Origin of the sequence: Caballeronia sp. LZ029, from assembly GCF_031451275.1 — a bacterium.
Classification (GTDB): domain Bacteria; phylum Pseudomonadota; class Gammaproteobacteria; order Burkholderiales; family Burkholderiaceae; genus Caballeronia; species Caballeronia jiangsuensis.
The window spans coordinates 2,278,654-2,292,864 of the sequence record NZ_JARUXO010000001.1 but is presented as its reverse complement, the minus strand read 5'-3'; the positions used below and the strand labels follow the sequence as shown (position 1 = coordinate 2,292,864).

Below are 14,211 nucleotides of genomic sequence, written 5' to 3'. Positions count from 1 at the left end.
TGTCGACGTCAGGCAAGGCCGGCGTCGGAAAACGGGCAAAAGCTCGTCGCCAGTGCTGAACTGGATATTTTTTACAGGGAGTAATGATGCAAGGACGTTTCAAGCAGTGGATGTTGCTGGCCGCTTTCGTGCCGACTATCGCGATGGCTCAGTCGCTTCAGAACCAGGCGCCCGCACAGTCGGCCGCACCGGCGGCCGCAGCAGCACCGGTTGATCCGGCCAAGCAAGCCGCGATCAAGGACCTGCTCGACGCGATCGATGCGCAGAAGCTGGTCGGCGCGATCGGTAACAGCGCACAGATGCAATCGAAGCAACTCGTGCCGGCGATCCTCTCGGACGCGCTGTCCGAGAACAAGACGCTGAACGACAAGCAGAAGCAAGCCGCTGTTCCGTCGCTGCAAAAGAATGCAGTGCCGAAGCTGGTCGATTCCGCTGGCCAGGTCTTCGCAACCGACGCATTCCGCAAGGACGCGATGCAGGCTCAGTACGACGCGTACGCGAAGTACTACTCGACCGACGAGATCAAGGATCTGACCAACTTCTACAAGAGCCCGACCGGCCGCAAGTTCATCCAGGTTCAGGACCAGGTTGGCCGCGACGTCGTGAACGGCCTGATGCAGAAGTACATGCCGCAAGCCATCAAGGCAACGCGCACGCAAGCCGATCAGGAAGTGGCGAGCGTCAAGCCGAGCGCCAAGTAAGCGCGCCGTCGGTCTGACGGGAATCCGCTGGACGGCGCTTGCCGTCCCTTGCATTGGCGGGTTTTCAGGACAGTGCGATAATGGCTGTTTGCGCAAGACGCGCAAACAGCCATTTCTTTTTGGACGTGAGAACGCGGCCTTCGTTTGATTCGCCGTTCATTCCCGTCTGCAAATCGTATTTCCGGGATCTCCAGATGCGCGTGTTCAATTTCTCCGCCGGCCCCGCCGCCATGCCAGAAGAAGTTCTGAGGCAAGCCGCCGATGAAATGCTCGACTGGCAAGGCAGTGGCATGAGCGTGATGGAAATGAGCCACCGCGGCACGGAATTCATGTCGATCCACGAGGCTGCGCTCACCGACCTGCGCGACTTGCTGAAGGTGCCCGCGTCGCATCGGATCCTTTTTCTGCAGGGCGGCGGCATCGGCGAAAACGCGATCGTGCCGATGAACCTGCTCGGCAGGAAGCAGACCGCCGACTTCGTCGTGACCGGTTCGTGGTCGACGAAATCGTTCAAGGAATCGCAGAAATACGGCACGCCGCATCTCGCGGCCAACGGCAAGACCGAAGAGGGTTTCACGCGCGTTCCGGCCTTCAGCGAATGGAAGCTGTCGGACGATCCGGCCTATGTGCATCTGTGCTCGAACGAAACCATCGACGGCGTCGAAACCTTCGAGATTCCCGATCTGGGCGACATTCCGCTCGTCGCCGATGCGTCCTCGCACATCCTGTCGCGCCCGATGGACATCGCCAAGTTCGGCGTGCTCTTCGGCGGCGCGCAGAAGAACATCGGCATGGCGGGCGTGACCGTCGTGATCGTGCGTGAAGATCTGCTCGACCGCGCGCTGCCCATCTGCCCGTCCGCGTTCGAGTGGAAGATCGTCGCGGAAAACAACTCGATGTACAACACGCCGCCGACCTATGCCATCTACATCGCGGGCCTCGTTTTCAAGTGGCTGAAGAAGCAGGGCGGCCTGGAAGCGATCGAGGCGCGCAACGTCGAAAAGGCGAAGCTGCTGTACGACACCATCGATTCCAGCGATTTCTACGTCAACAAGGTCGAACGCCAGAACCGTTCGCGCATGAACGTGCCGTTCTTCCTTGCCGACGAATCGCGCAATACCGATTTCCTGGCCGGCGCGAAGGCGCGCGGGCTGTTGCAACTGAAGGGCCACAAGTCCGTCGGCGGCATGCGGGCATCGATCTACAACGCGGTGCCGATCGAGGGAGTCAACGCTCTCGTCGATTACATGAAGGAATTCGAGCGCACGAGCGCTTAACGGCGCGACGCTCACTCAACCGCACAAGCTCAAGCACCGCATGGACGACGATCTCAATTCAAGACTCAAACCGCTGCGTGAGCGCATCGACGTGCTCGACGCGCAGCTCATCGCGCTGTTGAATCAGCGCGCATCCGTCGCGCTGGAAGTCGGCGAAGTGAAGAAGCATTTCAATGCGCCCGTGTTTCGTCCGGAGCGCGAGATGCAGGTCATCGCGCGGCTTCAGGAAATGAGCGACGGGCCGCTCGCCGGTGAGCACATCGCGTCGATCTGGCGCGAGATCATGGCCGCGAGCCGCGCGCTCGAACAGACCATCAGCGCGGCGTTTCTGGGGCCCGTCGGCACGTACAGCGAACAGGCGATGTTCGAATACTTCGGGCATTCGATTCAGGGCGTGCCGTGCCCGTCGATCGACGAAGTGTTTCGCGCCGTCGAAGCGGGCGCGGCGCAGTACGGCGTCGTGCCGGTGGAGAATTCGGCGGAAGGCGCGGTGTCGCGCACGCTGGATTTGCTGCTGCAGACATCGCTTCTGATCGGCGGCGAGCTTGCGCTGCCGATCCATCACAATTTGCTCACGGCGTCCGGCACGCTCGATGGCGCGAAGCGCGTGTGCGCGCATCCGCAGGCGCTCGCGCAGTGTCAGCGCTGGTTGAGCGCGAACGTGCCGCATTTGGCGCGTCAGGCCGTGTCGAGCAACGCGGAAGCCGCGCGCATGGCGGTCGATGATCCGACGGTCGCGGCCATCGCAGGCGATCGCGCCGCGACGCATTACGGCCTCGGCGTCGTGTTCTCGATGATCCAGGACGACCCGCACAATCGCACGCGTTTCGTGATCGTCGGCAAGCAGCCGACGGATTCGAGCGGTCACGATCAGACGTCGCTCATCGTCACGGTGAAGAACGAGTCGGGCGCGGTGTTCAAGCTGCTGGAGCCGCTCGCCAAACACGGTGTCTCGATGACGCGCTTCGAATCGCGCCCGGCGCGCTCCGGCGCGTGGGAGTACTACTTCTATATCGACATCGAAGGCCATCGCGACGATGCCGCCGTGGCCGGCGCGCTGGAGGAGCTGGGGCGCAAGTCCGCGTTCCTGAAAATCCTCGGCTCGTATCCGCGGGCGCGCTGATTGGCTCATCGCCGCTGCGATGAATCGCGGCGGTTCGTTTCACTTGCGTCGGACGACGCACTCTTATCGATGTCCCGTGGCTGCGTTCTCTTTCAACAAACTGGTTATCTTCGGCGTCGGTCTGATCGGCGGTTCGCTTGCGCGCGCCTTGCGTGAACGCGCGGGGCTCGCGGGTCGGGTCGTCGGTGTGGGGCGCTCGGCTGCGTCGGTCGAGCGCGCGCTCGAACTCGGCGTGATCGACGAAGCCGCCGCGCTCGGCGACGACGCCGCGCTCGCGAACGCGCTTCGAGGCGCGGACGTGGTGTTGCTCGCCGCGCCCGTCGCGCAGACCGAGCCGCTGCTCGCGCGGATCGCGCCGTTTCTCGACGCGCACACCATCGTCACCGATGCGGGCAGCACGAAGACGGATGTCGTCGCTTCGGCGCGGCGCGCGCTGGGCGAGCGCATCGCGCAGTTCGTGCCGGGGCATCCGATCGCCGGGCGCGAGTCGAGCGGCGTCGAGGCCGCGTTGCCCGATCTGTACGTCGATCGCAATGTCGTGCTGTGCCCGTTGCCCGACAACGCGGCGGACGATGTCGAACGCATCGCGTCGATGTGGCGCGCGACCGGCGCGTGCGTGCGCGAAATGAGCGAGGCGCAGCACGATCGCGTGTTTGCATCGGTGAGTCATCTGCCGCACGTGCTGTCGTTCGCGCTCGTCGATCAAATCCTCGATACGCCCGACGCCGATCTGAAATTTTCGTTCGCCGCGGGCGGCTTCCGCGATTTCACGCGCATCGCGGCTTCGAGCCCGGAAATGTGGCGCGATATCTGTCTCGCGAATCGCGCCGCGCTGCTCGCCGAACTCGACGATTACACTTCCGTGCTCGCGCGGTTTCGCGCGGCGATCGACGCATCGGATGGCGCGGCGCTCGAAGCGGCCTTCGCGCGTTCGCGCGTGGCGCGCAAAGAATGGCAGGAACGCGGCGGCATCAAGCCATCCAACGATATCGCCGCGAAATAAGCTGTGACCCAAGGAAACACTATGGAACATCTCGATCTCGGACCTTTCTCTCGCGCGTCCGGCACCGTGCGCCTGCCCGGCTCGAAGAGCATTTCGAACCGCGTGCTGCTGCTCGCGGCGCTCGCGAGCGGCGAAACGTCCATCACGAATCTGCTCGATTCCGACGACACGCGCGTCATGCTCGCCGCGCTCAAAACGCTCGGCGTCGCGGTGCGTGAGGATGGCGAGCGCGTGATCGTCGGCGGGACGGGCGGCGCGTTTCCGTCGAAATCGGCGGAGCTGTTTCTCGGCAACGCGGGCACGGCGGTGCGGCCGCTGACCGCGGCGCTCGCGGTGAACGGCGGCGAATACCGCGTGCACGGCGTGCCGCGCATGCACGAGCGGCCGATCGGCGATCTCGTCGACGGGCTGCGTCAGATCGGCGCTGCGATCGATTACGAACTGAACGACGGCTTTCCGCCGCTGCGCATTCACGCCGCGAAGATCGCGATCGACAAGCCGATCCGCGTGCGCGGCGACGTGTCGAGTCAGTTCCTGACCGCGCTCCTGATGAGTCTGCCAGTCGTCGATGGCCGGACCGGTCCGGTTGCGATCGAGATCGAAGGCGAGCTCATCTCGAAGCCGTACATCGACATCACGATCCGCCTGATGGAGCGCTTTGGCGTGACCGTCGAGCGCGAAGGCTGGTCGCGTTTCACGATTCCGGCCGGCGCGGGCTACAAGTCGCCGGGCGCGATCATGGTCGAAGGCGACGCGTCGTCCGCGTCGTATTTCCTCGCGGCGGGCGCGATCGGCCACGGGCCGGTGCGCGTGGAAGGCGTCGGACGTTCGAGCATTCAGGGCGACGTCGGTTTCGCGGACGCGCTCAATCGCATGGGCGCGAACGTGATGATGGGCGAGGACTGGATCGAGGTGCGCGGCGTCGAGTCGGACGACGGCAAGCTCGCGCCCATCGACATGGACTTCAATCTGATCCCCGACGCCGCGATGACCATCGCCGTGGCCGCGCTGTTCGCGAGCGGCACGACGACCTTGCGCAATATCGCGAGCTGGCGCGTGAAGGAAACCGACCGCATCGCCGCGATGGCGAAGGAACTGCGCAAGGTCGGCGCGACGGTGGAAGAGGGCGCGGACTATCTCGTCGTCACGCCGCCGGCGAAGCTCACGCCGAACGCCGCGATCGATACCTACGACGACCACCGCATGGCGATGTGCTTCTCGCTCGTCAGTCTCGGCGGCGTGCCGGTGCGCATCAACGATCCGAAATGCGTGAACAAGACCTTCCCGGACTATTTCGAGCGTTTTTCGACGCTCGTGAAAGCGTAATCGGAGCGCTGTACCGTGAAACGCGATGACTTCGAATTCAATGACCGCAATAACGGGCCAGACCGGCCAGACTCGATGAAACCGACCCGTCCTTTCGACCCTACTCCAGTGATCACCATCGACGGGCCGACGGCTTCGGGCAAGGGCACGGTCGCTGCGATCGTCGCGGCGACGCTCGGCTTTCACCTGCTCGACAGCGGCGCGCTCTACCGGCTCGCGGCGCTCGCGAGCATCCGCTACGAGGTGGCGAAGGACGATGCGCCCGGCCTTGCAAAGCTGATCGAAGCGCTCCATATCACCTTCCGCGAAGGTTGCGCGCAGCTCGACGGCGTCGACGTTTCGGGCGAAATCCGCCAGGAAGAGGTCGGCAACCGCGCTTCCGCGATCGCCGTTCATCCCGAAGTGCGTCAGGCGCTGGTCGCGCGTCAGCGGGCGTTTCGCAAGCGCCCCGGCCTCGTCGCCGACGGCCGCGACATGGGCACCGTCATCTTCCCGGACGCCACGCTGAAGGTATTTTTGACGGCGAGCGTCGAGGCACGGGCGGCGCGACGGCATAAGCAATTGATGCAAAAAGGTTTTTCTGCTAATATGGATGACTTGCTGCGTGATTTGCGCGCACGCGACGACCGGGACATGAACCGGAGCGCCGCGCCGCTCAAGCCCGCTGCGGATGCGAAGACGCTGGACACCTCCGGTTTGTCGATCGATCAAGCGGTCGAACAGATCATCGGCTGGTACAGCGCAATTCGTGTGTAACGAGTTGGTGTAGTAAAGAGGCAAGGTGCTCCGTCGAAAGCGGAGCGTGTGTTAAACCCTTTAACCCCGTATGGCGTTGCGCTTCACCGGTTCAATCCTGAACCACCGCGCAAAAGCTGTGCAAATTCAGATTTTTATGTCCGACCTGCAAACCTCCACCCCGAATACCGAATCTTTCGCGGCTCTGTTCGAAGAGTCGCTGACCAAGCAGGACATGCGCGCCGGCGAAGTGATCTCCGCCGAAGTCGTGCGTGTCGACCACAACTTCGTGGTCGTCAACGCTGGTCTCAAGTCCGAAGCCTATATTCCGCTCGAAGAGTTCCTGAACGACGCGGGTGAAGTGGAAGTGCAGGCGGGCGACTTCGTTTCCGTCGCGATCGACGCGCTGGAAAACGGCTATGGCGACACCATCCTGTCGCGCGACAAGGCGAAGCGTCTGGCTTCGTGGCTGTCGCTGGAAAAGGCGCTCGACAACAACGAACTCGTGACCGGCACGATCACGGGCAAGGTCAAGGGCGGCATGACCGTCATGGTCAACGGCATCCGCGCGTTCCTGCCGGGTTCGCTCGTCGACACGCGTCCCGTCAAGGACACGACGCCGTACGAAGGCAAGACGCTCGAATTCCGCGTCATCAAGCTCGACCGCAAGCGTAACAACGTGGTGCTGTCGCGCCGCGCGGTGATCGAAGCCACGCAAGGCGAAGAGCGCGCGAAGCTGCTCGAGACGCTGAAGGAAGGCGCGATCGTCGAAGGCGTGGTCAAGAACATCACCGACTACGGCGCGTTCGTGGACCTCGGCGGCATCGACGGCCTGCTGCACATCACCGACATCGCGTGGCGTCGTGTGCGTCACCCGTCGGAAGTGCTGTCGGTTGGCCAGGAAGTCACCGCCAAGATCCTCAAGTTCGACCAAGAGAAGAACCGCGTTTCGCTCGGCATCAAGCAACTGGGCGACGATCCGTGGGAAGGCATCTCGCGCCGCTACCCGTCGGGCACGCGCCTGTTCGGCAAGGTCACGAACATCACCGACTACGGCGCATTCGTCGAAGTGGAATCGGGCATCGAAGGCTTGGTTCACGTGTCGGAAATGGACTGGACCAACAAGAACGTTGCGCCGTCGAAGGTTGTTCAGCTGGGCGACGAAGTCGAAGTCATGGTTCTCGAAATCGACGAAGACCGCCGCCGTATCTCGCTCGGCATGAAGCAGTGCAAGCCGAACCCGTGGGATGACTTCAGCCGTAACTTCAAGAAGGGCGACAAGATCAGCGGCGCCATCAAGTCGATCACCGACTTCGGCGTGTTCATCGGTCTGCCTGGCGGCATCGACGGTCTGGTTCACCTGTCGGACCTGTCGTGGTCGGAAACCGGCGAAGAAGCCGTCCGCAAGTACAAGAAGGGCGACGAAGTCGAAGCCGTGGTTCTGGGCATCGACGTCGAGAAGGAACGCATTTCGCTCGGCATCAAGCAGCTCGAAGGCGATCCGTTCAGCAACTTTGTCGCGATCAACGACAAGGGCGCAATCGTCGACGGCGTCGTGAAGTCGGTCGATCCGAAGGGTGCTGTCGTTACGCTGTCCGGCGAAGTCGAAGGCTACCTGCGTGCTTCGGAAATCGCGCAAGACCGCGTGGAAGATGCGCGCAACGTGCTGAAGGAAGGCGACAAGGTCAACGCGATGATCATCAACATCGATCGCAAGTCGCGTGGCATCAACCTGTCGATCAAGGCGAAGGATTCGGCCGAACAGCAGGAAGCCATGCGCAGCCTGCAGGGCGACTCGAACGCCGCCGCGACCGGCACGACCAACCTCGGCGCGCTGCTCAAGGCCAAGCTCGACGGCCAGAACAGCTAAGCCCTTAACGGCACAGCTGCAGAATGACCAAATCGGAATTGGTCGCCCAGTTGGCGTCGCGATTTCCGCAACTTGTCCTCAAGGATGCGGATTTCGCGGTAAAGACGATGCTCGATGCGATGTCGGAGGCTTTGGCCAACGGTCACCGCATCGAGATCCGCGGCTTCGGCAGCTTCGGGCTCAATCGTCGTCCGTCACGCGTCGGGCGCAATCCCAAGTCGGGTGAGAAGGTGCTGGTACCGGAGAAATTCGTGCCGCACTTCAAGCCGGGCAAGGAATTGCGCGAACGCGTCGACGGCCGCGCGGGCGAGCCTCTGAAGGCGTCGAATGACGACGATGCGGACGATCTCTGATCGGCGCATCCTGACTGATGATCCTTCTGGATTTTCGGTTCGCGGCGTCCGGCCACGAGGCAATCGACCAGGAAAGCACCCTTCGGGGTGCTTTTTTTATGCGCGACGTTTATTCATCGACGATGTGACGCGACAGGTTCATTGTTTGCTAAAAATTCGTGTGGCGAACCGGCGGCCGCCGGCATCCGGACGCATCAATTACAATACCGGTCACTTTGACCTGGGTGTTCAACCGCGCAGGCCCGACCGAATTAGGCGGGTCGACTGGTGCAACCGCTCTTGCGAGACCCTACATGAAATTCATCGTCTGGCTGATCCGCGTTCTGGTATTCGTGTTGTTGCTGGTGCTGGCGCTCGCCAATACTCAGTCCGCGACGCTGAACTTCCTCGCAGGCTACGCCTGGACAGCACCGCTGATTCGGATCGGTCTCGCGTTTTTTGTCGTCGGATTGCTGGCGGGACTCGTGTCCGCGGTGCCGGCGATGGTGCGTCTGCGCATGGAAAACGGCCGCCTCAGGCGCGAACTGCGCGTCGCTCGCGAGACGCCGGTGGTCAAGGAAGAACCGCCGATGCCGCCGCTCATCTGACGCGGCGCGAAAGCAGACACCTAACATTCAACGACTAATCGCATGGATCTAGACTTCTGGTGGCTGCTCGTCATTCCCGTCGCGTTCGCGCTGGGGTGGATGGCGTCCCGCTATGACCTGAAAACGCTGCTGTCCGAGAATGCGAACCTGCCGCGCTCGTATTTTCGCGGCCTCAATTTTCTTCTCAACGAACAACACGACAAGGCGATCGACGCATTCATCGAGGTCGCCAAGCTCGATCCCGAAACCATCGAACTGCACTTCGCGCTCGGCAATCTGTTCCGCCGCCGCGGCGAAACCGATCGCGCAATCCGCGTGCACCAGAATCTCCTGAGCCGCGCGGATTTGCCGGCCGCCGAGCGCGATCACGCGCTCTATGAACTCGGTCAGGACTTTCTGAAGGCGGGCTTGCTGGATCGCGCGGAGGAAACGTTCAAGTCGCTGAACTCGGGCGAGTATTCCCTCGGCGCGCAGCGCGCGCTCCTGACCATCTACGAGATCGAAAAAGACTGGCCGAAGTCGATCACGACAGCCGAGCAGATCGAGAAGATGGGCGCACCGTCGCTGCATATGGAGATCGCGCATTTTCACTGCGAGCTCGCGCAGGAAGCCTTGCAGCGCAAGAATCCCGATGGCGCGCGCGCCGAACTGAAGCTCGCGCTGGCGTCGAACCCGGACAACGTGCGCGCGACGATCCTCGCGGGCGATGTCGAAGCCGCCGCGGGCAACGTCGAAGCTGCGATCGCGAACTGGAAGCGTGTCGAGGAACAGAACGAAGCGTATCTGCCGCTCGTCGCCGAGAAGCTGATGAAGGCGTACAGCGCGCTCGGGCACAGGGACGAGGGCGTCGACCTGCTGATCGATTACACGACGCGTTATCCGTCGAACGATTTGCTCGATGTCGCGTACAAGCACGTGCAGGAATTGCGAGGCCTGGAAGCGGCGCACGCGCTCGCGCGCAAGCAGATGCAGAGCGCGCCGAATCTCGCGGGCATGACGCGCCTGCTCGAAGCCCAGGAAGCGACAGCCGACGAGCCGCGCCGCGGCGAGCTCGAACTGATGCGTAACCTGGTGAAACAGCGCACTAAGAATCTGCCGCGTTATACGTGTCAAACTTGCGGCTTCCGCGCGCGACTATTCTATTGGCAATGTCCCGGCTGCAGCGGCTGGGAGACGTACGCACCGCGCCGCGTCGAGCCGATCACGAGCTCGGCCTGAACCCGCGCGGCAAGCACGACATCATGCGGCGCGTGCGCGCGCCGCTTCCGCCACCGGCATTTCAGAAACCACCGGAAAGCGTATGAAAGTAACCATCGTCGGCACGGGTTACGTCGGTCTTGTGACCGGCGCGTGCCTTGCCGAAATCGGCAATGACGTGTTTTGCGTGGACGTCGATCCGCGCAAGATCGAAATTCTCAACAATGGCGGCGTGCCGATCCACGAGCCGGGCCTTCAGGAAATGCTGAGGCGCACGCGCGCGGCCGGCCGCATCCAGTTTTCCACCGACGTTAAAGCGAGCGTGGAGCACGGCGATATCCAGTTCATCGCCGTGGGCACGCCACCCGACGAAGACGGCTCCGCCGATCTGCAATACGTGCTCGCGGCGGCGCGCAACATCGGCAAATATTCGAACGGCTTCAAGGTGATCGTCGATAAATCGACGGTGCCGGTCGGCACGGCGCTGCAGGTGCAGAAGGTCATCGACGAAGAACTGAAGACGCGCGGGCTCGAAGGCTCGGACAAGCATCGCTTCTCGGTCGTGTCGAATCCGGAGTTCCTGAAGGAAGGCGCGGCGGTCGACGACTTCATGCGGCCCGATCGCATCGTGATCGGCATCGACGACGACGACGCGGGCAATCGCGCGCGCGAGAAGATGAAGCGCCTCTACGCGCCGTTCAACCGCAATCACGAGCGCACGCTGTACATGGACGTGCGCTCGGCGGAATTCACGAAATATGCCGCCAACGCGATGCTCGCGACGCGCATCTCGTTCATGAACGATCTGTCGAATCTCGCAGACACCGTCGGCGCCGACATCGAATCGGTGCGGCGCGGCATCGGGTCGGATCCGCGCATCGGCTATCACTTCCTGTATGCGGGTTGCGGTTACGGCGGCTCGTGCTTTCCGAAGGACGTGCAGGCGCTCGCGCAGACGGCGCGCGAAAACGGCCACACGCTGCGCATTCTCGAAGCGGTCGAAGCCGTCAATAACGACCAGAAGGAAGTGCTCGTCAACAAGATCGTGAAGCGCATGGGCGAAGACCTGCGCGGGCGCACCTTCGCCGTGTGGGGCCTTGCGTTCAAGCCCAATACCGACGACATGCGCGAGGCATCGAGCCGGCGCATCATCGAGGCGCTGCTGCGGCGCGGCGCCACCGTGCGCGGCTACGATCCCGTTGCGCGCGACGAAGCGGAGCGCGTGTTCGCGCTCGATCTCGCGGATCGCCCCGAAGACCTGAAGCGCCTGGACTTCGTGAAGACCCAACAGGATGCGCTGACGGGAGCGGACGCGCTCGTCATCGTGACCGAATGGAAGGAATTCAAGAGCCCGGATTTCTGGCACCTGAAGAGCGCCTTGAAGACGCCGGTGATCTTCGACGGCCGCAATCTGTATGAACCGGAAGCGATGGCCGAAATGGGCATCGATTACTTTGCAATAGGACGTCCCCATGTCGAACTCGACCGCAACGGCAGCAGCAAGTAAAGCCGATATTCCCGTCGTGCCGCGTGCGCGGATTTCGGCGGCGCGCGTGCTGGTGGTCGGCGACGTGATGCTCGACCGTTACTGGTTCGGCGACGTCAACCGCATCTCGCCCGAAGCGCCCGTTCCGGTCGTGCACGTGCAGAAGAAGGAAGACCGTCTCGGCGGCGCGGCGAACGTCGCACGAAACGCGGCGGCGCTCGGCGCGCAGACGGGGCTGCTCTGTGCGGTGGGTCACGACGAGCCGGGCGAGCGCGTCGTCGAACTGCTCGGTGAGAGCAAGGTCGCGGGGCACCTCGAACGCGACCCCGAACTGCTCACGACGATCAAGCTGCGCGTGCTGTCGCGCCAGCAGCAACTGCTGCGCGTCGATTTCGAGAACACGCCGAATCACGAAGTGCTGCGCGCCTGCCTCGCGCGTTTCGCGGAACTGCTTCCCCTGCACGACGTGATCCTCATGTCCGACTACGCGAAGGGCGGCCTGACGCACGTCACGCAGATGATCGCCGATGCAAAACGCGCCGGCAAGCCGGTGCTCGTCGATCCGAAGGGCGACGACTGGGACCGTTATCGCGGCGCCACGCTCATCACGCCGAATCGCGCGGAACTGCGCGAGGTGATCGGCCAATGGAAGTCCGAAGAAGACCTGCTGGAGCGCGTGACGAAGCTGCGCGCCGAACTCGAACTTTCCGCGCTGCTGCTCACGCGTTCCGAGGAAGGCATGACGCTCTTCACCGAGAACCAGGTGCTGCACACGTCGGCCGAAGCACGCGAAGTGTATGATGTCTCGGGTGCGGGCGACACCGTCATCGCGACCGTCGCGACCATGCTGGGCGCGGGTGTGCCGCTCGTCGACTCGATCGTCTATGCGAACCGCGCGGCGGGAATTGTCGTGGGCAAGCTCGGCACGGCGACCGTCGACTACAACGAACTCTTCGCCTGACCTTATCTGATACTTCGCCATGACCATCATCGTTACCGGTGCTGCCGGGTTCATCGGCAGCAATATCGTCAAGGCGCTCAACGAACGTGGCGAGAACCGCGTGATCGCGGTCGACAATCTCACGCGCGCCGACAAGTTCAAGAATCTGGTCGATTGCGAGATCGACGATTACCTCGATAAAACCGAGTTCGTCGAGCGCTTCAGGCGCGGCGATTTCGGGAAGGTGCGCGCGGTGTTCCATGAAGGCGCCTGTTCGGACACGATGGAAACCGACGGCCGCTACATGATGGACAACAACTTCCGCTACAGCCGCGACGTCATGGACGCGTGCCTCGCGCAGGGCGCGCAGTTCCTGTACGCGTCGTCGGCGGCGACTTACGGCGGGTCGAGCCGCTTCGTCGAGGAGCGCGAAGTCGAGAAGCCGCTCAACGTCTACGGTTACTCGAAATTCCTTTTCGATCAGATCGTGCGTCAGGTATTGCCGAAGGCGCAGAGTCAGATCGTCGGCTTTCGCTACTTCAACGTGTACGGCCAGCGCGAGACGCACAAGGGCCGTATGGCCTCGGTTGCGTTCCACAACTTCAACCAGTTCCGCTCGGAAGGCAAGGTCAAGCTTTTCGGCGAATACAACGGCTACGCGGCCGGCGAGCAGACGCGCGATTTCATCTCGGTCGAAGACGTCGTGAAGGTGAACCTGTTCTTCTTCGATCATCCGGAGAAGTCGGGCATCTTCAATCTCGGCACGGGACGCGCCCAGCCGTTCAACGATATCGCGTCGACGGTCGTGAACTCGTTGCGCGCGCTCAACGGCGAAGCTTCGCTGTCGCTCGCGGAACTGGTGCAGCGCGGGCTCATCGAGTACATTCCGTTCCCCGACGTACTGCGCGGCAAATATCAATGCTTCACGCAGGCGGACCAGTCGCGCCTGCGCGCGGCGGGTTACGACGCGCCGTTTCTGACCGTTCAGGAAGGCGTCGATCGTTACGTGCGTTGGCTATTCGGCCAGCTATAAACGCGTTTCGCGTCTCTCTACACTGGGTCTCACGGTCGGCGCTGGTGCCGGCCGGTTCTTCTCGGAGACTCAGTCATGTTCAAGCAAGCACTCTCGTCGATCGCCGCGCTCGCGCTCATCTTTTCCATCGGTAGCGCGTGGGCGGCCGTCGACGTCAATACCGCCAACTCCGACGCGCTGCGCGGCATCAAGGGCATCGGTCCGGCGAAGGCGAAAGCCATTCTCGACGAACGTCAGGCGCACGGCCCGTTCAAGGACGCCAACGATCTCGGCACGCGCGTGAAGGGTATGGGCGGCAAGACGGTTCAACGTCTCGAAGCGGAGGGATTGACGGTGGGCGCCCCGTCGAAGACGGCAGCGGCCGCAACGCCGGGTAACGCCGCACCGCCCGGCGCCGCAAACTCGGCGGTCGCGACGCAGGTTTCGGCGTCCGCGTCGTCCAAACCGGTCGTCGTGAAGAAATAGCGGAATGCGCGAAGGCGCGCCATCGGTCTCCTTCAGCCTTCCGATGTTTTGGGCTCCCCGCGGACGGCCTCCCCGCGGGGTTTTTTTGCATGTGCGGACGACGCGTACGCGAGGC

14 protein-coding genes are annotated in these 14,211 nt (G+C 62.9%); all 14 read left to right on the top strand.

Going from position 1 to position 14,211, the window contains the following annotated elements:
* Window positions 1–86 precede the first annotated feature (86 nt).
* Window positions 87–701: a DUF2059 domain-containing protein gene (locus QCE73_RS10890; protein ID WP_187606125.1), complete on the top strand. Its 615-nt coding sequence runs from the start codon at window positions 87–89 to the stop codon at window positions 699–701.
* A gap of 194 nt (window positions 702–895) precedes the next feature.
* Window positions 896–1,978, top strand: coding sequence for a 3-phosphoserine/phosphohydroxythreonine transaminase (gene serC / locus QCE73_RS10885; protein ID WP_309881175.1), 1,083 nt, complete (start codon window positions 896–898; stop codon window positions 1,976–1,978).
* A gap of 40 nt (window positions 1,979–2,018) precedes the next feature.
* Entirely contained in the window at window positions 2,019–3,101 is a 1,083-nt protein-coding gene (pheA, locus tag QCE73_RS10880) for a prephenate dehydratase (RefSeq protein WP_309881173.1), read from the top strand.
* Between the two features lie 19 nt (window positions 3,102–3,120).
* Window positions 3,121–4,104 (top strand): prephenate dehydrogenase, encoded by a 984-nt coding sequence (locus QCE73_RS10875; RefSeq protein WP_404989747.1) that lies wholly within the window; start codon window positions 3,121–3,123, stop codon window positions 4,102–4,104.
* Between the two features lie 21 nt (window positions 4,105–4,125).
* Window positions 4,126–5,430, top strand: a complete 1,305-nt coding sequence (aroA, locus tag QCE73_RS10870; protein WP_309881170.1) for a 3-phosphoshikimate 1-carboxyvinyltransferase — start codon at window positions 4,126–4,128, stop codon at window positions 5,428–5,430.
* 75 nt (window positions 5,431–5,505) lie between these two features.
* A complete protein-coding gene (gene cmk, locus QCE73_RS10865) occupies window positions 5,506–6,186 on the top strand; it encodes a (d)CMP kinase (protein ID WP_309881168.1) in 681 nt (226 codons plus the stop codon).
* A gap of 118 nt (window positions 6,187–6,304) precedes the next feature.
* A complete protein-coding gene (gene rpsA, locus QCE73_RS10860; protein WP_181291061.1) occupies window positions 6,305–8,035 on the top strand; it encodes a 30S ribosomal protein S1 in 1,731 nt (576 codons plus the stop codon).
* 23 nt (window positions 8,036–8,058) lie between these two features.
* Window positions 8,059–8,388 carry an integration host factor subunit beta gene (locus QCE73_RS10855; protein ID WP_008342376.1) on the top strand — a complete coding sequence of 110 codons (330 nt, stop codon included), beginning with the start codon at window positions 8,059–8,061 and terminating at the stop codon, window positions 8,386–8,388.
* Between the two features lie 293 nt (window positions 8,389–8,681).
* Complete coding sequence (locus QCE73_RS10850; protein WP_309881165.1) at window positions 8,682–8,975, top strand: LapA family protein; 294 nt, start codon at window positions 8,682–8,684, stop codon at window positions 8,973–8,975.
* A gap of 42 nt (window positions 8,976–9,017) precedes the next feature.
* Complete coding sequence (gene lapB / locus QCE73_RS10845) at window positions 9,018–10,193, top strand: lipopolysaccharide assembly protein LapB (protein ID WP_035503210.1); 1,176 nt, start codon at window positions 9,018–9,020, stop codon at window positions 10,191–10,193.
* Window positions 10,194–10,275: 82 nt separating this feature from the next.
* On the top strand, window positions 10,276–11,679 hold the full coding sequence (locus QCE73_RS10840; protein WP_035503211.1) for a UDP-glucose/GDP-mannose dehydrogenase family protein: 1,404 nt from the start codon (window positions 10,276–10,278) through the stop codon (window positions 11,677–11,679).
* Window positions 11,645–12,619 (top strand): D-glycero-beta-D-manno-heptose-7-phosphate kinase, encoded by a 975-nt coding sequence (rfaE1, locus tag QCE73_RS10835; protein WP_309881163.1) that lies wholly within the window; start codon window positions 11,645–11,647, stop codon window positions 12,617–12,619. The genes QCE73_RS10840 and rfaE1 overlap by 35 nt, the downstream gene beginning before the upstream one ends.
* Before the next feature lie 19 nt (window positions 12,620–12,638).
* Window positions 12,639–13,631, top strand: a complete 993-nt coding sequence (gene rfaD, locus QCE73_RS10830; RefSeq protein WP_309881161.1) for an ADP-glyceromanno-heptose 6-epimerase — start codon at window positions 12,639–12,641, stop codon at window positions 13,629–13,631.
* A gap of 75 nt (window positions 13,632–13,706) precedes the next feature.
* The gene (locus QCE73_RS10825) at window positions 13,707–14,096 is read left to right on the top strand and encodes a helix-hairpin-helix domain-containing protein (RefSeq protein WP_309881159.1); all 390 of its coding nucleotides are present in this window, start codon (window positions 13,707–13,709) and stop codon (window positions 14,094–14,096) included.
* The last annotated feature ends 115 nt before the right edge of the window (window positions 14,097–14,211 follow it).